15 protein-coding genes and 1 riboswitch are annotated in these 21,507 nt (G+C 49.5%); of the genes, 14 read left to right on the forward strand and 1 reads right to left on the reverse strand.

Annotated elements, in window-relative coordinates; translation table 11 throughout:
* Positions 1 to 58: 58 nt before the first annotated feature.
* The 7 genes from QOX26_RS12905 to QOX26_RS12935 all read left to right on the forward strand — a co-directional run bounded on the left by QOX26_RS12905 (position 59) and on the right by QOX26_RS12935 (position 10,141).
* Entirely contained in the window at positions 59 to 1,534 is a 1,476-nt protein-coding gene (locus tag QOX26_RS12905; RefSeq protein WP_283675388.1) for a DUF3794 and LysM peptidoglycan-binding domain-containing protein, read from the forward strand.
* A gap of 16 nt (positions 1,535 to 1,550) precedes the next feature.
* Complete coding sequence (gene spoIVA / locus QOX26_RS12910; protein WP_283675389.1) at positions 1,551 to 3,029, forward strand: stage IV sporulation protein A; 1,479 nt, start codon at positions 1,551 to 1,553, stop codon at positions 3,027 to 3,029.
* A 138-nt stretch (positions 3,030 to 3,167) separates the two neighbouring features.
* On the forward strand, positions 3,168 to 3,674 hold the full coding sequence (locus QOX26_RS12915; RefSeq protein ID WP_283675390.1) for a hypothetical protein: 507 nt from the start codon (positions 3,168 to 3,170) through the stop codon (positions 3,672 to 3,674).
* A gap of 205 nt (positions 3,675 to 3,879) precedes the next feature.
* Positions 3,880 to 5,799 carry an efflux RND transporter periplasmic adaptor subunit gene (locus tag QOX26_RS12920; protein ID WP_283675391.1) on the forward strand — a complete coding sequence of 640 codons (1,920 nt, stop codon included), beginning with the start codon at positions 3,880 to 3,882 and terminating at the stop codon, positions 5,797 to 5,799.
* 111 nt (positions 5,800 to 5,910) lie between these two features.
* Positions 5,911 to 6,609: an ABC transporter ATP-binding protein gene (locus QOX26_RS12925; RefSeq protein WP_442870236.1), complete on the forward strand. Its 699-nt coding sequence runs from the start codon at positions 5,911 to 5,913 to the stop codon at positions 6,607 to 6,609.
* Positions 6,606 to 7,844: an ABC transporter permease gene (locus QOX26_RS12930; protein WP_283675393.1), complete on the forward strand. Its 1,239-nt coding sequence runs from the start codon at positions 6,606 to 6,608 to the stop codon at positions 7,842 to 7,844. Before QOX26_RS12925 ends, QOX26_RS12930 begins: the two co-directional genes overlap by 4 nt.
* A gap of 17 nt (positions 7,845 to 7,861) precedes the next feature.
* Positions 7,862 to 10,141, forward strand: coding sequence for an S-layer homology domain-containing protein (locus tag QOX26_RS12935; RefSeq protein WP_283675394.1), 2,280 nt, complete (start codon positions 7,862 to 7,864; stop codon positions 10,139 to 10,141).
* Between the two features lie 42 nt (positions 10,142 to 10,183).
* Here the strand turns inward: QOX26_RS12935 and QOX26_RS12940 are convergent, their stop codons facing one another.
* Entirely contained in the window at positions 10,184 to 11,068 is an 885-nt protein-coding gene (locus tag QOX26_RS12940; RefSeq protein WP_283675395.1) for an AraC family transcriptional regulator, read from the reverse strand.
* 259 nt (positions 11,069 to 11,327) lie between these two features.
* On the opposite strand from QOX26_RS12940, the gene QOX26_RS12945 reads away from it, so the two are divergent.
* The 7 genes from QOX26_RS12945 (at position 11,328) to QOX26_RS12975 (ending at position 20,841) form a co-directional block, all read left to right on the forward strand.
* Positions 11,328 to 12,665, forward strand: coding sequence for an MATE family efflux transporter (locus QOX26_RS12945; RefSeq protein WP_283675396.1), 1,338 nt, complete (start codon positions 11,328 to 11,330; stop codon positions 12,663 to 12,665).
* Positions 12,666 to 13,002: 337 nt separating this feature from the next.
* The gene (alaS, locus tag QOX26_RS12950) at positions 13,003 to 15,633 is read left to right on the forward strand and encodes an alanine--tRNA ligase (protein WP_283675397.1); all 2,631 of its coding nucleotides are present in this window, start codon (positions 13,003 to 13,005) and stop codon (positions 15,631 to 15,633) included.
* A gap of 22 nt (positions 15,634 to 15,655) precedes the next feature.
* On the forward strand, positions 15,656 to 15,994 hold the full coding sequence (locus QOX26_RS12955; RefSeq protein ID WP_283675403.1) for a histidine triad nucleotide-binding protein: 339 nt from the start codon (positions 15,656 to 15,658) through the stop codon (positions 15,992 to 15,994).
* Positions 15,995 to 16,060: 66 nt separating this feature from the next.
* Positions 16,061 to 18,298 carry a ComEC/Rec2 family competence protein gene (locus tag QOX26_RS12960; protein ID WP_283675398.1) on the forward strand — a complete coding sequence of 746 codons (2,238 nt, stop codon included), beginning with the start codon at positions 16,061 to 16,063 and terminating at the stop codon, positions 18,296 to 18,298.
* Positions 18,299 to 18,305: 7 nt separating this feature from the next.
* The gene (gene holA, locus QOX26_RS12965; protein WP_283675399.1) at positions 18,306 to 19,352 is read left to right on the forward strand and encodes a DNA polymerase III subunit delta; all 1,047 of its coding nucleotides are present in this window, start codon (positions 18,306 to 18,308) and stop codon (positions 19,350 to 19,352) included.
* Positions 19,349 to 19,957 carry a toprim domain-containing protein gene (locus tag QOX26_RS12970; protein WP_283675400.1) on the forward strand — a complete coding sequence of 203 codons (609 nt, stop codon included), beginning with the start codon at positions 19,349 to 19,351 and terminating at the stop codon, positions 19,955 to 19,957. The genes holA and QOX26_RS12970 overlap by 4 nt, the downstream gene beginning before the upstream one ends.
* 44 nt (positions 19,958 to 20,001) lie before the next feature.
* Positions 20,002 to 20,132, forward strand: a riboswitch (FMN riboswitch).
* 94 nt (positions 20,133 to 20,226) lie between these two features.
* On the forward strand, positions 20,227 to 20,841 hold the full coding sequence (locus tag QOX26_RS12975) for an ECF transporter S component (RefSeq protein ID WP_283675401.1): 615 nt from the start codon (positions 20,227 to 20,229) through the stop codon (positions 20,839 to 20,841).
* Positions 20,842 to 21,507: the final 666 nt, after the last annotated feature.

Consider the following 21,507-nt stretch of genomic DNA (forward strand, 5'->3'; position numbering starts at 1 on the left):
CTGAGCGAAGAGGGACATATCGTTTATCAGGAGCAGCAGTAAAAAGGAGGAGCAGCACATGGAACTGAATCAAACAAGCATTAGCTACTATGACCGGCGGCTTGCGCGCACTGCTACTTGCAACGAAACAGCCGATTCGATCGTACCGGATACTTTTCCGGACATCGGACGCGTCGTATGCGCGTATGGTGTAGCGTCCATCAAGGATCAGTCGCCGCAGAATGACCGCCTGCTGGTATCAGGTGTCGTCAAGACAACAGTTGTTTACCAACCCGAGGAGGGAGGAGGTCTGCGGAGGCTGAGCATACCGATCAGCTTCGCGCATATCGAGGATTGCGAAGGTCTGGATGCGAACACCGTATGCTATGTACAGTGCAGCGTAGCCGGAATCGAAGCAACCGCAGTGAACAGCCGAAAGCTCAGCGTAAACGCACAGCTCTGCTTTGAAATGGATGGATATCAAAAGGCAGATTGCACGGTTACGGAAAGCGTATCCGGCACGGATATCGAGCTGATGTGTACACCTTGCACAGTATCGCTGATTGAACAGACACAAGTCAGTCAGTTCACGGTACTAGAGGATGTTAATTTGCCGGATGCCGCTGATTTGGCGCTGCTGCATACACAGTGCGCACTGCGCGTGAGCGAGTGCCGTGCAATGCACGGTAAGGTGGTATTAAAGGGCGAAGCAGCGATTACGTGCCTTGCCCTGCAGGAAGATGATGCAGTACGTGTGCTGACCAGCAGTACACCGTTCACGCAGATCATCGAGATGAATGATGTAAGCGAAAATGATATGGTCGCGGCGCGGCTTTCGGCGCGCGAGGTCGATTGCCGGCTGGAGCCGGATGGCCTGCTGTCCTACACAATTGGCGGATCTGCGCTATTTACTGTTCGCCGGATGCAAACGCTGAAAAACATCGATGATCTTTATATTCCCGGCAAGCAGCTTCACCTAAAAGAAGAGAAAGTAACCATCCATACGATGCCGCCAACAACACAGGCCATGGCTGAGGCGAGTGAAACGCTCCAAACCGCCCAGCGAGCATCGCATATCATCTCGTCCACGGCGGTGTGCTGTGGGGTGAAGCAGAAAGAAAAAGACGAAGCGGTATTGACCACTTCCGTTCAAATTCTGTACCTCAATGAAGATCAGCAGTTGTGCTCACTACAGCGTACGCTGCCGCTTACCGTTTCGTGCACTTCGCGCGGTGTCCTGTCACAGGTAGAGTTAAATGCGCGAGCAACGCCGTCTGGTGAACAGGGAATCGCACTGACTGTCAGTATGACCGGACAGATAGCAGCGGAGTCGCGCTGCACATTCCGCAATATTGATAGCTATGAGGTCAGCGAATCGGAGGGTGTCAACAGCGGAATCACGCTGGTGCTTCGTTTTATCGATCAGGAACAGCCGCTTTGGGATATTGCCAAAGCCTGCGGTACGACAGTGAATGCTATTCGGCAGGCAAACGAGCTGCCGAGTGAAGCAGCCGCAGTGTCGAATACCATGCTGCTGATTCCCATTCAGTCGTAGGAAAGGCGGGAAAGTGATGGGCAATAATACCATTTACGAGCAAATCAGCGCGCGGACCGGCGGAGATATTTATATTGGCGTCGTCGGTCCGGTGCGGACGGGTAAATCAACGTTTATCAAGCGCTTCATGGAGACCATGGTTCTGCCGGACATGGATAATGTCTATAAGCGCGAACGTGCACGCGACGAATTGCCGCAGTCGGGCACAGGCCGCACGATTATGACAGCTGAACCGAAATTTGTCCCTGAGGAGGCCGCAGAAATTGCACTGCCGGATGGCGGCGCTTGCCGTGTGCGGTTGGTTGACTGCGTGGGATATCTGGTAGAAGGCTCTCTTGGCAGCATGGAAGACGATGCACCGCGCATGGTTTCCACACCGTGGCGTGAAACGCCGATGACGCTAGCTGAGGCAGCGGAAGTCGGCACGCACAAGGTCATCGGCGAACATTCGACCATTGGCCTTGTGGTGACAACGGATGGTACATTTTCTGAAATTCCGCGAGAAAGCTATGTGCCGGTAGAGCGCCGGGTGATTCAGGAGTTATCCGAAATTGGCAAGCCGTTTATTGTTTTGGTCAACTCGGCAGATCCGCAGGGCGAAGCTGCCCAAAAGGTGTGCACGTCGCTGCGCGATCAGCATGGAATTGAGCCGATTGCGGTGAACTGTCTGTCGCTTGACGAGCACGGCATTGCCGAAGTGCTGCAGCGTGTGCTGTATGAGTTCCCGGTGCGTGAGGTGGGGTTTGTGCTGCCGCGGTATATCGGTGCACTGCCGGCCAATCATCCGGTACAGTGCAGCATTTACAAGACCATTCGCGGTGCTGCTCATGTGGATCAGAAGATGCGTGATGTCAAGGCAATGTGCGCAGCGTTGACGCAGAATGAGTATATCGGACGTGTATCGGTCGATCAAATGGCATTGGGCACCGGTGTAGCAAAGCTGCAAGTGAATATTCCAGAGAGCGTTTTCTACGGAATTGTAGGCGAGCAGACCGGCATCAAGGTAACGGATGCGGCTGATTTAATCAATGTGCTCGAGGAATTTGCAGAGACGAAACGCCAGTATGAGCGCATTCGCGGTGCACTGGATCAGGTCTATCAGACCGGTTATGGCATCGTTATGCCGTCGGTTGAGGATCTTTCGCTCGAAGCACCGGAAATTGTGCGCCAGGGCGGTCGCTATGGGGTTCGCCTGCGTGCATCGGCTACGTCGATTCACATGATGCGTGCCAATATCAAGGCCGAAGTGAATCCGATTGTCGGAACGGAAAAGCAGTCGGAAGAACTGGTGCATTACTTGCTCAGTGAGTTTGAGGAGCAGCCGGAAAAGATTTGGGATACCAATATTTTTGGCAAATCACTCAACGAGCTGGTTAAGGAAGAACTGTCGCACAAGCTGAGTCGCATGCCGGATGACGCGCGTGGAAAAATACGCGAAACGCTTGAGAAAATCATCAACGAAAGCGCCGGCGGCTTAATTTGCATCATTTTGTAAGACAAAGCCTGACACTGCCAAGCTGCAGTGTCAGGCTTTGCGTTGCCTTGCCAGTAAACGTAACGCGGGTGGGAATGGCTTGCCAAGGACATGGCGCTGTGCTAGAATAGATTCAGAAATGCACAGAGGGGTGAAGCAGTGAAAAAACATGTGTTCGTCATCAATGGAAGCGGCGGCGTCGGCAAAGATACAATATGTGAGCTTGCAGCCAGGCATTGGCGCGTTCAGAATATTTCTTCCATCACACCGATTCTTGATGTTGCACGTTCGGCCGGTTGGAACGGCGATAAAACACCAAAGGCTCGGCGGTTTCTGTCACAGCTCAAGCAAATCTGCACAGAATTTAATGATTTGCCGTTTTCATACTGTCTGGAACAATATCACTCGTTCCTGCAGAGCGATGCGCAAATTCTGTTTGTCCATATCCGTGAACCGGAAGAAATCGCACGTTTTTGCAGCACCGTGGGAAATGACTGTAAAACGATATTGGTGCGCCGGGAGGCAATGGAATCCGTGCGCGGCAAATTAGGCAATCGTTCAGACGATGATGTGGAAGGATTTGCATATGATTTCGTATTTTGCAACGATTATTCGCTTGACAAGTTGCCGGATCAGGTGTATCGGTTTTTTACAGAGATTTTATGAAGATACAGTAAGGCGCGGGTGGCATAACCCGCGCTGTATTTATGCGGGATTGTATCGCACTCGGTGGGAACAAAATACAGTAAAATTCGTCTAATCCATATAATGTAACCCGGGGAGGGTTGACAGTCAGACGCAAAGTCGTTATTATTATGGTGTATTATCTAAAATAGTACACTCGCGGATAGAGAAAAGAAAGGAACATAACATGAGCGAAGAAAAAAAGCAGGCACAGGAGAGCGTGGCCGCACAGCAGGAGACCGTGGAATCTACTGCCGTTGTACAGCCGGAAAACGCCGTTGAGCCAATCGGTGACGCGTCACAGAAAGCCACCAAAGGCGGTGCGCATACGACCCCAAAGCGCAATAAATACGCCGACATGATGTCAAAAAAGAAAAAGCGTTTAAGCAAAAAGGCGAGCATTATCCTCGCAGTTTCGCTGGCAGCGCTGTTAATCGGTCTTGGCATTTATCTGGTGGCACGCAGCCGGAACAGCGGTACAGATGAGCAAGCCAATACCATTGGTTATGCGACCCGTGGCATGTTGGAAACATACATAGAGGGCGACGGCACGACTGCTGCCAAGAAGCGCGAGGAACTTGGCAAAGAACTTAAGGGCAAGGTCAGCGAAGTGCTTGTTGAGGTTGGTCAGCAAGTGTCCGAGGGGGACACGCTGCTGATTGTGAATCCGACCGAAACGCGTAAGGAACTCGAAACTGCGATTAGCGAACTGACCGATACGCAGCGCGCTGTGTCCGACGCACAGGCGGATGTCACAAAGGCGCAGAATGAGGTCAACAGCGCCAAGAAAGATCAAAGCAAGCTGAATATCACAGCGCCGTTTACCGGCAAGATTGTGCCGGCTTCTACAGAGGGTGCGGCCACCAGCTTTAAGGTCGGCCAACAGCTTTCTCAAGGTACTGTGATTGGCTCTATGGTGGACGACAGCCAGATGACGCTGCCGCTCTACTTTAGCTATGCCTATATTAATGATGTGAAAAGCGGACAAACGGCTACGGTTTCGATTCCGTCTGCAATGAGCACTGTAACGGGCAAGGTTGACTCAATTGAAAAAGTACAGAAGGTTTCTGCAGAGGGCGTAAAGCTGTTCCGAGTGGTGATTCGACTCAGCAATCCGGGCACTCTGACCAAGGGAATGCTCGCAACCGCTACCATTAACACATCGGCAGGGGAGTTGTATCCGGCCGAGTCGGGTTCGCTGGAATACAATCGTGAAGAAGAAATCACGGCGCAGGTCAGCGGCGAAATTGTTTCCGCCAATGGAATTGATAACCATTCCTATAACAGCGGTGCATCAATCATCCGCATGACCAGCGATTCCGTCCAAACGGCAATTCAAAACGCACAGAGCGGCGTCGTTAGCGCGCAAAATGCCGTCGTAAATGCACAGAAGCAGGTTCAGGCAAAACAGGAGCGCATCAAGGAACTGAATACGCTGATTGAAAATGCGACAATCAAGTCGCCCATAGATGGTGTGATTGTCAGCCTTCCGGTAACGGTCGATCAGGAGGTAACCGGTACCGGTGCTCTGTGCGTAGTTGCTGATATGTCTGATATTGTTGTAAACGCTAATATTACAGCGACTGATGTGTCGGCCGTTCAGCCGGGGCAGGTTGCTACGATTACGATGTACACCAACGAGGGCGAAGCGACGTTTACCGGCACGGTGCAGTCTGTTTCGATGGAGGCCTCACAGAATCAGAACAACAGCCAAGGCAGCATGCCGACCTTCCCGGCGATTATTCAAATTGATCCCATCGAGGGACAGACGCTGCGCCCGGATTATCCGGTGCAATATAAGATTACAACGGCGCAGTCGATGGACTGCATTACCGTTCCGTCCTCGGCAGTGGTCAACACGGAAGAGGGAACAGCGGTGTTTGCACGTCCGGCAGAAGGACAGGAGTTTGAAAATGTGCTTCCGCTGCCCGAGGGCACCGAGAATCTGCCGGAAGGCTTCGTACTGGTTCCGGTAGAAGTTGGCATTGCCGATTCGACGAATACAGAAATCCTGTGGGGAATCGATGAAGGAACTGAAGTCTATCTGGCCGGTCCCGAGGACATGAATGCCGGCATGGGCGACGGCATGACTGTCGCCGTCGGTTAAGGAGGCTTCGCCATGTTTCGAAAGACCAAAGCGCCGCCTTCTGAACGGCCAACGCAGGATGCGGTAATCGTCGAGCCGCAGGCTGAACCGAGGCTTGATTCCAACGATGACTTGCTGATTGATGTTCAAAACCTGAGTAAAATTTACAACGAGGGCAAGGAAAACGAGGTTCGCGCACTTGATGACATCAGCTTGCAAGTTAAATGGGGCGAGTTTCTATGCATTTTAGGGCAATCAGGTTCCGGTAAATCCACGCTGATGAATATTTTGGGGTGTCTGGACATTCCCACATATGGCACGTATCGTCTCAATGGACAATTTGTCAGCGATATGAAGCCGTCAGTATTGTCCGGCATCCGAAATCGAGAAATTGGATTCATTTTTCAGGGATTTAATCTGATTCCCGCATTGACAGCATTGGAGAATGTTGAACTGCCGCTGATTTACCGAGGTTTGGGTAAAACGGACCGAACCGATCTCTCGATCAAGGCACTGGACGCTGTCGGACTGAAAAATCGTATGGATCACCGACCGGGCGAAATGTCCGGCGGACAGCAGCAGCGCGTTGCGATTGCGCGCGCAGTCGCAGCCAAGCCCCCGATTATTATGGCGGATGAACCTACCGGCAATTTGGATTCCTCATCGGGGCGCGAAATTATGGAGCAGCTTTCGGCACTCAACAATCAAGGAACATCGATTATTCTGATTACGCACGATAATCATCTAGCACAGATGGCAAAGCGTATAGTGACCATTCAGGACGGTCGTATCATTTCGGATGAACCGGGCAGGGGAGGTGTCAGCGCATGAACTGGATGCAAACACTTCGCATGTCCATCAAATCCATTGCAAACAACAAAGTACGCTCCATTCTGACAATGCTTGGTATTATTATCGGTGTAGCGTCGGTTATCGCAATCGTCGCCTCGATTCAAGGCACATCCAAGCTGCAGCGGCTGCAATTTGAGGCGATGGGCACAAATCAGATTCAAATCTACGGTTATGGCCCTAAAAATGCAGATTGGAAGGCGCTGGAGACCTATATGGACACCGACTTGGCTTCGGATATCAAGGCTTGGTCACCGCAGAGTCAATATTATGACTGGCAGAACAAGGGTATTAAATATCGTTCCAAGACGTTGGATGTCAATAATACACAGATTTATTTCGGCAATGAGGATTACGGCGTCTGCACCAATAATGTGATTACGGCAGGCAGAGACATCTCCGAAAACGACTGCCGCAACTCAGCGAAGGTCTGTGTGATTGGTGAAACGGTTAGAAAGGCCTTCTTTGGCGCCATGAGCCCGCTTGATCAATCCATCCGCATTGGCGGTATGAGCTTTAAGGTCGTCGGCGTGTATAAGGGAAAATACGGCGGAAAGCTCAATTCTCAGGATCAGATGATTGTGCTGCCCTATACGTTGCAGCAGCGAATGATGGGCAATGTAAATGGCAGCAAGCAGTATTTTGTACAAGCCAGCAGTAAGGATGTCATTGACCCAACCATCGAGAAAATCAAAGAATTCATGTCAACGCGATATGATGCAAACCAAGGATATGTAGATGCTTATTCCAACAGCCAGTGGCAGGAGCAGTCGGAGCAGTCAACGAATCTGCTGGCGTTGCTTGGCGGCGGTGTTGCGGGTATTTCGCTGCTCGTTGGCGGTATTGGTATTATGAACATCATGCTTGTATCCGTAACGGAACGTACGCGCGAAATCGGTATTCGTATGGCAATCGGTGCGCGCAAACGAGATATTATCGGTCAATTTCTGATTGAAGCTGCGGTGGTTTCCTGCTGTGGCGGTATCGTAGGCATCATACTGGGGTGTTTCCTTTCGGCAATCCTCGGCAATTTGCTGCTCGCGCAGCAAATGCAGGGCGGGTGGATGCCGCAGGTAGAGCAGTTCACCGTGCTGCCCTCTTTGGGGCTTGTCATTGGTGCATTTCTGTTTTCAGCGCTGCTCGGTATTATTTTTGGCCTGTACCCGGCCAATAAGGCATCTAACTTGCAGCCGGTCGATGCGCTGCGCACGCAGTAATGGAGGTAAAGGTAGGAATGAAAAAAAGAATTCTGAGCATGCTCATGGCTATGCTCCTCACATTTTCGGCTGCTTCCGCCGCGTTTTCCGATATTTCGGATACACGGCTTGAGCAAACGGCGTCCGTGCTCGACGCATTGGGAATTATGCAGGGCGTGGGCAACAATCAATTTGATCCAAGCAGTTCGCTGACCCGTGCACAGTTCTGCAAACTTGCGGTCACATCAATGGGTTTATCTGATGTCAGCGCCTATGGCAGCTACACAATTTTCCCGGATGTGAAAAACTCTCATTGGGCAGCGCCGTATATTAACGCTGCGGTGCGGCACCCTGACTTGAAAGATCGCAAAATTATTCGCGGCTATGCAGACGGCACATTCGGCCCGAATAAAACGGTGAACTTTGGCGAAGCGTGCACAATGCTGCTGCGCATGCTGGGATATCAGGAAACGGATATTGGTCCGTTTTGGCCGCAGGACTATATTGCCCGTGCAAAATCGCTCGGCTTGACGGATAATGTATCGGATGTCAAGGATACCGGTGCCGTCAAGCGTTCTGATGCCGCGCTTATGCTGCTTAATACCCTGGGAGCGACGCCGAAGGAAGGCGATATCCTGCTGAAAAAGGTCGCATCCGGCACGGTAGAAAACAGCGTTTTGCTGGCAACCAGCGAGACAAACGGCAAGCTGCGCAGCGGTATGGCGCTGTTCTATGAGGATGGCAATGTACAGCAGCGTTCTACAATCGGCACATTAGATAAGTCGATGATCGGAATTAGTGGCACGGTAGTGTTTGATAAAAAGAATAGTGCTGTCGCCATTGGCATTGTACCGAATCATAACAAGGTTGAAGTTGTCTCGGTGCGGACAGCCGCCGCAAACGGCGTGACAACCGAGTCCGGTGTGATTCGACCGGATCGCAACACCAAGCTTTACACCGGCGAAATCACCGAACCCAAGACGTATGCGGAATCCTGGGCAGACATTACATCCGGTAGCAAGCTGCATTTGTTCTATGACTCTTATGGTCAGCTTGCGCTGATGGCCGTACTGCCGACCGGCGCTACGGCAAATGCACACTCTTTTGTTTATGGTCTGGAAAGTTCGGTCAATATTCCGCAGAATTATGCAGTTGTTAAAAACGGTGTAACCATTGACCGTACGAAGCTGCAGAAGTATGATGTGGTCACGCTGGACGCGGCAAACCAGAAGGCGATTGTTACCGACACCCGACTGAGCGGATATTATGGCGAGGGTACGCCAACCTTCAGCTATCCGCAACAGGTGACAATGTATGATGAGAGCTACGCAATCTCCGACAGCGCAGCAGCCACCTTTAAGAACATCAAACTGGGTGATTACATTACACTGTTGTTTGATGCCAACGGAGGCGTGGTTGCGGCCTATCCCAAATCGGTTGTAAGCGCCGAAATGCAGGGCATTGTTACGGGCATTAATGGCAAGCAGACGACGATTCTGATGACAAATGGACTGACAATTCGGCCAACCTGCGAAGCTGAAGATTTGACTGCGTTCATGGGGCGCTTGGTTACAGTCGGACAGTCTTCCGGCAAAACCTATCTCACCAAACGTTCCCTCAGCGGCAAAACTTCGGGTAGCTGGACAATTGCGGACGGAAAAATCGGAACAGCACAAGTTTCACCCACCGTAAAGGTGTATGAAGAGGTCATCAGCGGTGCGCCGCTCAACCTGATTTCGATTTCGGATATTAAGCTGTCCAGCGTGTCTTCCGGTCAGATTAAATATACCGTTTCCGATAATGCCGGAACCATCACGAATATCGTGTTGGGTGATGTAACCGGTGAAAGCTGGGTATACGGTATTGGATATGGGGAAAAGAAGCAGGGCGAGTATGTGCCGCCGTTGGATGAACACAGTGCTGGGTCATTCAACTACTTGTATTCGGTTAAACTAGATTATTGGGAAGACGGAAAGAACACTGCAGCTACTTACCCGGTTGTTTCACTGCCTTCTGCAGCTTGGGGCAACCCAGTTGGAATTCCAAAGGGTTATAGTACGTCTGTTAAAAATCCGTCTTTGGACACTCTTCCGCTCAAATTAGTGGATACGGTAGAAGTCAGCGCATTTGATGGTTCGGTAGGCGTGAAAACATCGGACGGCTATTACGAATTGGCAGATGAAATCGGTGTATATGTGACTGCACAGCAGCAGTTTATTTCTCTGCAGAGTGCAAAAACCAATTATACCAAATTCCGCCTGTATGCGAATAACACTGCCTCCAACGGGGGTAAAATCCGCGTTATCATCGCTTCATAAGCAAACAAAAAGCCAGAGGTTTTCACCTCTGGCTTTTTTAGTTTAAAGTGGGTTTTTCCGAAAAGTTGATGGAGAAACGCCTGCTTTATCAGTGAAAGACGCAATGAAATTCACTTCGCTTCGATATCCTACCCGGAATGCAATCTCTTTTACCGAAAGAGAAGTAGAGTGCAGCAGTGCCTTCGCCTCATCAATGCGATGAAGTACGATATATTCATGGGGAGAAAAGCCGGTAGAGCTTCGAAACAAGCGTGAAAAGTGGGATGGACTCAAGTTGACCGCGCGCGAGACTCGACTGACCGAAAGCTCCTCGAACAAATGCGCATTGATGTAGTGCATGGCTTGGGCAACCGGCCCGTCCGTTTCGATAGCGCCAGCTGACTGCGGAAATAGCAGGTGGCATAGCATTCGATAGATACGCTGCGAGCAATCCACCTCCGTCAGTGTCGCGCTGCGGATTCCTGAGATTAATTGTGCGAGTTCCTGCTCAATTTTCGCATCAGCAGGAGGGAGAAACACCTGTTTTCCGCAGCGGAAAGTCAAGATTTGATTGAAGAAGGCGCGTGCGCCTGCCCCGTCAAAGTGCATCCATAGCGTTTCGGCAGAATCGGTCGCATAAAAGCGGTGGGGCATCCGACAGTCTATGAGTGCAATTTGACCTTGTTCAGCCATAAACGTAGCCGCTGTTTGAAAATGCAGTTTTCCGGAGCGGATAAAAATCAAAAAAAAATTCTTATGGCTGTCCATCTTGCCGACCGCGCAGTCATCCCTAAAATCATATTCCGCATCGCAGTAATAGTGCCCACAGCGCGTCACATAAAAAAACAAGTGCCGTGCCATGGCCGAGGGTGTAGAAAAAAATCGTTCTGAGCGATATAGAACGCCGGGTTCGCCAAGAACCTTCATACGAATCACTTCCTGTACCATCGAAGCTTCACAGAGGCTGAGAGCAACCGTCATTTTCTTCGATGAATTCTTTCATATTCTTGCTGTACTTCTATGATAGCACAAAATATAAATAGATTGCACTGTTTTCTTATTGCTATTTCTATCCTTCTCCGATAAACTATAAACAGCACAGAAAGATAACCGTAATTTCTCGGCAAAGATTCATAAAATGCAAATAAGTTTATCATTTTCGGGGGAGACATTCGTGATTAAAGAAAAGACATTTTATAAATCATTCATGATTTTGACTTTATCACTTGCGCTTCAAAATCTGCTGACTTACAGTGTCAACATGATGGATACCATCATGCTCGGCCGATATAGCCAAGATGCGATGGCAGGCGTTTCACTTTGTAACCAGGTGCAATTTTTGCTGCAGATGCTGGTTGTGGGCGCGGGCGAGGGCGCGGTTGTGCTCGGTTCTCAATATTGGGGCAAGAACAAACTGGAGCCCATTCCGCATATCATCGGCGTTGCGCTTCGCTTTGGCGGTGCACTTTCTGTAATCCTCTTCGGCATCGTTTTCTTTTTCCCGACGCAGCTGCTTGGGTTACTTTCCAATGAACCATTGGTGATTGCCGAAGGCGCAAAGTACTTCCAGATTATTTGCTTTTCCTATGTCATTTTCACAGTCACCAATATTTTGGTGGCATCTTTGCGGTCGGTTGGCATTGTAACAATTGGTTATATCATCTCATTTTCGACCTTGTGCATCAATGTTACCTTAAATTATTGTCTGATTTACGGATATTTCGGCTTTCCCGAGTTAGGCGTACGCGGTGCCGCGATTGCGACTCTTGTGTCGCGCTGCATAGAGTTGGTCATCGTTATTTTCTACCTCAAATATCGTGAAAAGCGACTGCATTTGACGCTGAAAAAGTTGATTGGGATTGATGCAAGTTATATTTGGGATTACACCCGTGTTTCCTCGCCGGTGTTGATTAATCAAGCGCTTTGGGGCGTTGCGCAAATGGTACAAACCGGCATTTTAGGTCATTTGGGCGGTGATGTTACCGCGGCAAACGCCATAGCGGTTCAGGTATTCCAAGTTCTCTCCGTCATTGCATATGGTGCGGCATCAGCCTCCGGCATTGTGGTTGGCCGCACAATCGGTGAAGGACGCGAGGAACAGCTCCGACCGCTCGTCCATACGCTACAAGTGATATTTATCACCATTGGCCTGCTATCCGGACTGACCATCTTCCTTCTGCGTGCCCCAATTCTACAAATCTTCGGCGGTACGCTGACAGAACGTGCATATGCACTGAGCACGCAGTTTATGGCAGTCCTTGCGGTGACAACAGTAGGCACTTCTTATCAGATGGCTTGCGACAATGGCATTATCCGCGGCGGCGGTGATACAGCATTCAGCGCAAAGTTAAACATTATCAGCATGTGGCTGATTGTCGTGCCGCTATCGGCCATGGCGGCCTTTTGGTGGGAGTGTGCACCGGTGGTTGTATTCTTCTTTTTGAAATGGGATCAGCTTTACAAAGCACTTCCGGTAGCAATACGGCTGCATAGTTGGAAGTGGGTTAAAAAGGTAACCCGCTTAGATGACGAGACAATAACTTAAATCACCTCTCTTTAAGAAAACCGGCCACAAAGGGTCGGTTTTCTTGTTGACAAAGAGCAAAAAAAGTGGCATAATAAACACGTAATATCGAGAATTGCGATGACGAAACGAGTTTTTCGGCAATGCCTTTAGCGAGAGGGAGATGGTGCAAGCCCTCGGCACAAACGAAAAGCAGCCACTTCTGAGCAGCCTGTGAGAATAGGCCGGATTTGTCCCCGATAACGGACTGCTAAGATGCCTTCGGGCAGATTAGGGTGGTATCGTGGAAGTTTGCTTTCGCCCCTAACGAGGTGGCGGGAGCATTTTTAATTTGTAAATTTATATTTTGGAGGATACAATGAAGTACAGAAGTTTAAATGAACTGCGCGAAATGTACTTGGCCTTCTTTGAAACCAAGGGTCATCTTCGTTTGCCGAGCTTTCCGCTCATCCCGCAGAACGATCCGTCGCTTCTGCTCATCAATTCCGGCATGGCGCCGATGAAGCCGTTTTTCACCGGTGAGCAGGAGCCCCCGCGTCACCGTGTGACGACCTGCCAGAAGTGCATCCGCACGGGCGATATCGAAAATGTCGGCAAAACGGCACGTCATGGCACTTTTTTTGAAATGCTGGGCAATTTCTCGTTTGGCGACTATTTCAAGAGAGAGGCGATTGCGTGGAGCTGGGAATTCCTGACCAGCCCCGACTGGGTCGGTATTGACCCAGACCGGCTCTATCCTTCCATCTATGAGGAAGATGAAGAAGCATTTGAAATCTGGAACAAAGAAATGGGCATTCCGTCTGAGCGGATTTTCCGTTTTGGAAAGGCCGATAATTTTTGGGAGCATGGCTCCGGCCCCTGCGGCCCCTGCTCTGAGATTTATTATGACCGCGGTGAGGAATATGGCTGCGGCAAGCCGGACTGTACGGTTGGCTGTGAATGCGACCGATATATGGAGGTCTGGAACAATGTGTTCTCGCAGTTTGATAACGATGGAAACGGTCACTATACCGAGCTGAAGCAAAAAAATATCGATACCGGCATGGGTCTGGAACGTCTGGCCTGCGTGGTGCAGAACGTTGGGTCGCTGTTTGATGTTGACACGGTTCGGAATATCACCAATCATGTTTCCGAGATTGCCGGCAAGCACTATGGTGAAAGTGATAAGACGGATGTGTCGCTGCGTGTAATCACCGATCACATTCGTTCGACTGTTATGATGGTTTGCGACGGTGTCATTCCGTCCAACGAGGGACGCGGCTATGTGCTGCGCCGCCTGCTGCGTCGTGCCGCGCGCCATGGCAAGCTGCTTGGCATCAACCGCCCCTTCCTGACGGAGATTACCGACACGGTCATTCAGGAGTCCGGAGACGCATACCCGGAGTTGGTTGATAAGAGCGTTTATATTCACAAGGTAATTGAGAACGAAGAGGCCAGCTTTAACAAGACGATTGACAGCGGCCTCTCCATGCTGAATGATTTGATTGAGGCCTCGCGCGAAAGCAAGGAGCTGCCGGCAGCTGAGGCATTCAAACTGTATGACACATACGGTTTCCCGATTGATTTGACGCTTGAAATTCTGGAAGAGCGGGATATGACGACCGATCGAGCTGAGTTCGATCGCCTGATGAGCGAGCAGCGCCAGCGCGCTCGTGAAGATCGCAAGAAAATGGGCGATTTGGGTTGGCAGAGCGAGGATTTGGGTCTGGATAAGTCTATCAAAACAGCATTTGACGGTTACGCAACGTTGGAAGAAACAGCAAAGGTTCTTGCTATTGTTTGTGAGGGTGAGCCTTCCGGTGCGGCTTCTACCGGCGAGAAGGTGACAATCGTACTGGATCATACGCCGTTCTATGCGGAAATGGGCGGCCAGATTGGCGACCACGGCGTGCTTAGCACAAAGAGCGGCCGCGTTTCCATTACAGATGTTCAGAAGACCAAGGACGGCAAGTTCATGCACATCGGCACGGTAACCGAAGGCCAGATTAATGTCGATGATACGGTGACGGCGACTGTTGACACGGCGTTCCGTCAGGCGATCTGCCGTGCCCACACGGCAACGCATCTGCTGCAGCGTGCATTGCGTACGGTGCTGGGCACTCACGTTGAGCAGGCAGGCTCTTATACCGCGAATGACCATATCCGCTTTGACTTCACCCATTTTGCAGCGTTGACCGAAGACGAGATTCAGCAGGTAGAGACCTTGGTCAATGATGCCATTCTGTCCGGTGACTCTGTTATTACCGAGGAAATGACAATTGACGAGGCCAAGAAGCGCGGTGCGATGGCTCTATTTGGCGAAAAGTACGGTTCAACTGTTCGCGTTGTACAGGCTGGAGACTCGGTTGAGCTGTGCGGCGGCACACATCTCGACAATACTGCCAAGGCGGGTGTCTTCAAGATTATCGGCGAAGCATCCGTTGCTGCGGGTGTACGACGCATTGAGGCTGTAACCGGTAAGGGTGTGCTGAATCTGATGAGCGCACATCAAAACTTGCTGTCAGACGCTGCAAAAGCACTCAAGACATCTCCGAGTGAACTGCTGCAGAAGGCCAACCAGACCATGGTTGAGTTGCGTGAGCTGTCTAAAAACGTGGATAAGCTGAACACACAGATTGCCAATATGCAGATGGTTGACCTGTTTAACCTCTCTTGTGACATTAAGGGTGTAAATGTTGTTGCTGCAAAGTTTGATGATGCAACACCCGATATGCTACGCACCATGGGCGACAGTTTTAAGGAAAAAGCACCCAATATGGTTGCCGTACTTTCCTGCGTTGTCGGTGAAAAAGTAAGCCTGCTGTGCGTCTGCGGCGCAGAAGCCATTCAGAAGGGTGCACATGCCGGTAAGATTATTAAGGAAGTCGCCAAGCTTTGCGGCGGCGGTGGCGGCGGTAAGCCGGACAGCGCAACGGCAGGCGGCAAGGATGCTTCCAAGCTGGAGATGGCACTGGAGGCCGTGAATAACATCGTCGAATCCCTATTATAAGGTTCGGGCGAAAGGAGCAAATCTGATGGATTGTCTGTTTTGTAAAATTGCTGCGGGTGAAATTCCATCTAAGAAAGTTTATGAGGATGACCGGGTCTATGCGTTCTACGACATCGACCCGCAGGCGCCGACCCACTTTTTAGTGATTCCCAAGCAGCATATTGCATCAGTGGCGGCAGTTGATGTTTCTAATAGCGCAGTTGTGGCACACTGCTTTGAAGTGATTACCAAACTGGCAGCAGAGTTGGGAATGGAAAGCTTCCGCGTGGTATCAAATATTGGGGAGCAGGCGGGGCAGAGTGTTTTCCATCTGCATTTTCATGTACTTTCAGGTCGTGATATGACCTGGCCTCCGGGTTGATATGTGAGAAAAGAAGTGGCGCGTCTGCGCCACTTCTTTTCTATCTTGATTGAGAGGGGGAGTATCATGGGGAGTCGTCCGTTGATTTTCTGCGCACCTGCATTTGCGGCTGCAATTTTTCTATGCGTGACGTTTGATGTAACACCCAATGTGAATTTTCTAATTTTAAGCCTTGCGGCACTGTTGTTTGCAATCGCTGCCGCGCTGAATCACCCAAGAGTATGCACTGCCTTGGTACTCTCTGCCTGTGCCGTGGCCGGCATGGTTTATCTGTCCTTGTATGATGCGGTACAAGTCTTGCCTTTGAAAATGCTGGATCAACAAGTCCGCACCATCTCGGCAACGGTTCGGAACAAGCCAGTGATCTATGAAACCAATCAGCGCGTGGAGTTACTTGTACAAGGGGAAAAACCATTCCGCACTCTTTGCTATCTGCCATTGACAGAGCAGCCACTGAATGTTGGCGATTGTGTAGAGGCTTCGGTTGGATTTTACCGTGCTACATCCTCAGAAGGATTTAATCGGGCAGCGTATCACGCATCCAATGGAATATACATACTATCCAGCTATCAAAAGAGTGATAATGCAGATAATCCGAGCGCTCCGGAGCACTTTGTGCATACCTCTGCCGAATCCCCTATGTCTATTCGCCTGCCACTCAAGGCAGCCGAATGTGTTCGCGCGGCTATCGCTTCACTGCTGCCGGCGCGCGAAGGCAGCTTACTTACCGCTTTGCTGATTGGAGATCGCTCAGATATCCCGGATAATGATGCTGCGGCATTCCGAAAGGCAGGCCTCAGCCACTTGATTGCAGTTTCGGGTATGCATATCGGTTTTTTGGTATCCTTCTGTCTGCTGCTGTTTGGGCGGAAATGGGGCACGCTATTTTCTGTAGCGGCTGTGCTGTTCTTTATTCCCATGGCCGGCATGACACCGTCGGTCGCCCGTGCCGGTATTATGTACCTGGTCGCAGCGGGCGGGTTCTTCTTAAAAAAGCAGGCAGATAGTCTGAATTCTCTCTTCTTGGCGCTTGCTATTTTGCTCCTATCCAACCCGCATGCGATTGCCAATGTCGGGTTACAGCTTTCGTTTGCCGCAACAATGGGACTGATTCTTTTTGCCAGTAAAATGCTTAATAAACTAATGCGGCCGTTTCGGCGCGCGCCAAGAGCAGTCAGGCGACTGCTTCATGTGATATTCAGCGCACTCAGCTGTACAGTCTGCGCTATAATTTTTACTATCCCTATTCTCTTTTCCGCCTTTGGCTATGTGTCCGTACTCTCCGTCCTCAGCAATTTATTGATGGTGGGAGTCGTTGCGCTGTGCTTTGTCGGCGGATTTCTACTCAGCATTACGTACTGGACGCTTCCACCCATTGCACAGGGACTGGCTGCCTGCGTCCGGCGGATGCTTACATACATGCTTCGGGTAGCGCACTGGATTGCCGATTTGCCATTTGGACTTGTGTATTTGGAAGATGCCTATAGCGTTGCAGCGCTGCTGGTTTTCAGTACCTTTATTGTATTGTGGCTGCTATGGGGCGATAAAGTAAAACTGCGTTTTTCAGTTCCGCTCGTTTGTGGTATACTGATAGTGCTGATTGGACTGGATGCAAGTCAGGCGCGTGCAAACTTCACTGTTTCCTATCTGTCCTGCGGCACGGGTCAAGTGATACTGGTTTCTCATGCGCAGAAGGCGTTGACTGTAATCGACTGTAGCGGCAGCGGCTACCACAATGCCGCGGAGATGACGCAGGAGTGGATGGACTGGAATTGTTACAACCAGATTGACACCTTGATTTTGACTGCCGTAGATAAGGGCCATGCACGCAATTTGCCGGAATTAGTGGAAGATGTGCCGGTTCGCCAAATTATTATGCCTGCAGGATGCAAGCAGACCAAGCACAATGAAGCACTGCTCAAAACACTTACCACAACGAATATCCCCGTAACGGTGCAGCGAACCGAGCAAACTCTAGCAGGTGAGATACCGATTCAAGTCTTTCCGATTGTGGATGGTAAACTCGGGGTTCGAGTGGGTGAGGATACCGTCGTGCTGCACAGTCCGACGCAGAAACAACTGCAGACCTATCTCGAAGACCATTCACTTCGTGCAAAAAATGTGGTTTTATCACAAAGCGGAATGGGAGATTCCAGCCTGCTGAGAACGGCACTGCATCAGATGGAAACACAGCGAATCATTCTGGAATCGGGAAGCTCTGCGATGGATCGGTTTGACGGAATAATGATAGAAAACACCTATGAAATAGGTGAGATTTCTAAGAAATATAAACTGAGGGAGTAATGAAAATATGGCAGGCAAAACGACGCAAAACGGCAAGATAAAGCTGATACAGGATATTAAAAATGGAACGTTTGCGCCGCTTTACATCATTTCCGGAGAAGAGGCATATCTCAAAGAGTATTACCTGAATCAGTTGAAACAGCAGGTGGTTGACGAGACGTTTCGAGAGTTTAACCTGATAGAATTCGAGGGCAAAGGCCTCACCCCGGAGCAACTAACCGAGGCAGTAGACAGTTACCCGGCCATGGCCGAAAAAAAGCTGGTTGTTGTCACCGATTTCGATCTTTTTAAACCATCCGCCGCCTTTTCGGACATGCTCGATCACATGCTCGATGATTTGCCGGACTATCTATGTCTGGTATTCTATTTTGATACAATAGATGGTAAACCTGATAAACGTACAAAGATTTATAAAAAACTAGAAAAAAGTGCATGCTTTGCCGAGTTTACGCATCTGGATGAGCACGAATTGACGGCATGGATAGAACGTCGTTTCCGAGCGCTTGATCGGTCCATTTCACCGGATGTTTGTGCATATATGATGTTCCTTTGCGGCAACTCCATGACCAACCTGCTGGGGGAGATTGAAAAGGCGGCGGCGCACGCAACAACAGGCGAGATTAAAAAATACAATATTGATTCCGTCTGTTCTCGTGTACTGGAAGCGGTGGTATTTGATTTATCAGATGCAATTACTGCAGGAAAATTTGACCGTGCCGTTGCATTAGTGGATGATTTGATTGCACAAAAGAATAGTGAAGTTATGCTGTTCTCGGTTATTACACGGCATATACAGCGCTTATATGCTGCAAAAATATGCGAAGGAGCAAGGGGAGGGGAGAAAAGACTGATGGAGCTGATTGGCTCAAAATCTCCTTTTTATGCGCGCCAAATTCAAAGTTCCGCGCGTAAGCTGCCGCTGTCATGGCTACGAAATGCAGCCTCTGTCTGTGCTAGGACGGATACAATGCTGAAGGGGAGTGTGGTTGACCGCCAAAAGCAAATTGAACTCACCCTGCTAGAACTGGCAGCAGAATTCGGAGCGAACAAATGATACGGATTAAAGAAGCAATATTAGTTGAGGGCCGCTATGATGTCAATACGGTACGGCAGGTGGTGGATACCGTCATCCTCGAAACAGGCGGTTTTCGCATATTTAACAATGCTGAGCAGCTTCAGATGATACGGCGAATTGCTGCTGTACGCGGTTTAATCGTGCTAACGGACAGCGACGGCGCCGGTTTTGTAATTCGCAATTATTTAAAAGGAGCGTTGCCCAAACAACAAGTCAAGCAGGCATATATTCCAGATGTTCTCGGCAAGGAATCCCGCAAACGACAGGTATCAAAAGAAGGGAAGCTAGGGGTAGAAGGAATGCGCCCCACCGTGATTATTGATGCATTACGTCGCGCCGGAGCAACATTCTTAGACGATAACACAGCGTCCGAACGCCAAGCTCCGCCAATTATTAAGGCAGATTTATTTGCTTGGGGACTTAGTGGAGGACAGGGAAGCGCGGCACGGCGCAAACTACTTTTGCGAAAGCTGGATTTGCCCGAGCATATGACAGCAAACGCCTTACTGGAGTTTATCAACGCTGTCAGCACACGGAGCGAGATTCTTGAGGTGCTTTCGTCATTTTCTGTAGAACCTTATTGACAAATGCAACAACCTGCACTATAATGAAGCTATAAATTTAATTAGTTCTGTTTCAGGGCGGAGTGAAAGTCTCCACCGGCAGTGAAAGGGGCATATCCCCGATAGTCTGCGAGCCGAAAGGCTGATGGGTGAAAATCCCAACCGACGGTTAAAGTCCGGATGAAAGAAACAGGTGTATTTCGGTACGTCTGCACGCCCTTGGACTATTATGTTCGAGGGCGCTTTTTTGTTCCCAACAAAGCAGAACCTCAAAAGGAGACGACCACCAAATGACAAAAACAACAAAAATCACTTATACTGCATTATTTGCAGCGTTAGCCACGGTGCTGATGTATTTTGAATTCCCCATTCCGTTTATGCCACCGTTTTTAAAAGTTGATCTGAGCGGTGCAGTGGTATTGATCGGTGCGTTTATTTTTGGAATTGGGCCTGCGATATCGATGATTCTAATCAAGGATTTGCTCCACTTGACCCAAACTGTGACCGGTGGTTCTGGCGAATTGGCTGATTTTCTCATGCTCAGTGCATTGGTAATTGTTTCCGTTATGGTATATCGCTTTCATAAAACACGTAAAGCCGCAGCAATTGGTTGTGTGCTCGGAACAGCTGCAATGACCGTGATTGCCACTCTTGCAAACTACTTTTTAATTATTCCGTTTTACATCAACGCGATGGGTTGGAATTTACAGGCTATTTTTGATCTTTGCGCAACGGTCAACCCAAGCATTAGTGGTATGAGTACCTATTTGTTAATCGGAGTGGTACCTTTTAACATTATTAAAGGTCTTATTTTGACGGTTATAACGATGCTTGCGTATAAAAAGCTCAGCGTATTTATCAAATCTAAGCAAATTTCGCTGCATCACACGCAAAATGTGAATTAAAGAAACGCACCCAGATAAAGTAACCATCTTTATCTGGGTGCGTTTTCATCCAATCATAGTACTCATTACAATCCACGCATAAATAGGGAAGGGAGCAGCAATGGAAAAGGGTATTAAGGATATAATTGACTGGTGTAGCTTTGCGGTGTACGCTCTTGAGAATCTTAGGGAAGTAATCCGAAAATATCTTGGCTTTGATCCTGATTTGTTTACTTCGTGCGGTAGCTGTCTACAAGCATACAAAGAAGGGTACAGCTACAATAACATTCACAGAGCATAGGGAATTCGTCAACATCTCTCGCGTCGATTTGGCTTGTGACGATCATAATGATGTTTTGGATATGGAAGAGATTGGCGAGTAGGTTCAAAATAACGAGGTCAGATCAAGAATCGAAGCACGAGAGAATTTAAGGCATGGAGCAGAAAGAAGCTTTCTGGCATTACGTCTTACATAGGTTCATCAGCATCTGACTTTTTTATCCGATTTTATCATCTGAAATTCTGAATAATAAGCTTGCTTTCGTTGATGTTAAGGTCTGGTGTAAGCAGTCAAGTAAAGTGCACACTTTTTCGCCAGCAAATGCACACTTTTTCAGCGCCAGTTTTTTAGCCGGTAATGGACTGGTGGTGAGCTAAACGGTAGCTGTTACCAGTCATGTTAATAAT

This window comes from Butyricicoccus sp. Marseille-Q5471 (genome assembly GCF_951230135.1).
Lineage (GTDB): Bacteria > Bacillota > Clostridia > Oscillospirales > Butyricicoccaceae > Agathobaculum.

Excerpts from the sequence above, each read along its gene's own strand:
- QOX26_RS12905 (WP_283675388.1), top strand. The coding sequence starts at position 59 with ATGGAACTGAATCAAACAAGCATTAGCTACTATGACCGGCGGCTTGCG.
- spoIVA (WP_283675389.1), top strand. The coding sequence starts at position 1,551 with ATGGGCAATAATACCATTTACGAGCAAATCAGCGCGCGGACCGGCGGA.
- QOX26_RS12920 (WP_283675391.1), top strand. The coding sequence starts at position 3,880 with ATGAGCGAAGAAAAAAAGCAGGCACAGGAGAGCGTGGCCGCACAGCAG.
- QOX26_RS12930 (WP_283675393.1), top strand. The coding sequence starts at position 6,606 with ATGAACTGGATGCAAACACTTCGCATGTCCATCAAATCCATTGCAAAC.
- QOX26_RS12935 (WP_283675394.1), top strand. The coding sequence starts at position 7,862 with ATGAAAAAAAGAATTCTGAGCATGCTCATGGCTATGCTCCTCACATTT.
- QOX26_RS12940 (WP_283675395.1), bottom strand. The coding sequence starts at position 11,068 with ATGGTACAGGAAGTGATTCGTATGAAGGTTCTTGGCGAACCCGGCGTT.
- QOX26_RS12945 (WP_283675396.1), top strand. The coding sequence starts at position 11,328 with ATGATTTTGACTTTATCACTTGCGCTTCAAAATCTGCTGACTTACAGT.
- alaS (WP_283675397.1), top strand. The coding sequence starts at position 13,003 with ATGAAGTACAGAAGTTTAAATGAACTGCGCGAAATGTACTTGGCCTTC.
- QOX26_RS12960 (WP_283675398.1), top strand. The coding sequence starts at position 16,061 with ATGGGGAGTCGTCCGTTGATTTTCTGCGCACCTGCATTTGCGGCTGCA.
- holA (WP_283675399.1), top strand. The coding sequence starts at position 18,306 with ATGGCAGGCAAAACGACGCAAAACGGCAAGATAAAGCTGATACAGGAT.
- QOX26_RS12970 (WP_283675400.1), top strand. The coding sequence starts at position 19,349 with ATGATACGGATTAAAGAAGCAATATTAGTTGAGGGCCGCTATGATGTC.
- QOX26_RS12975 (WP_283675401.1), top strand. The coding sequence starts at position 20,227 with ATGACAAAAACAACAAAAATCACTTATACTGCATTATTTGCAGCGTTA.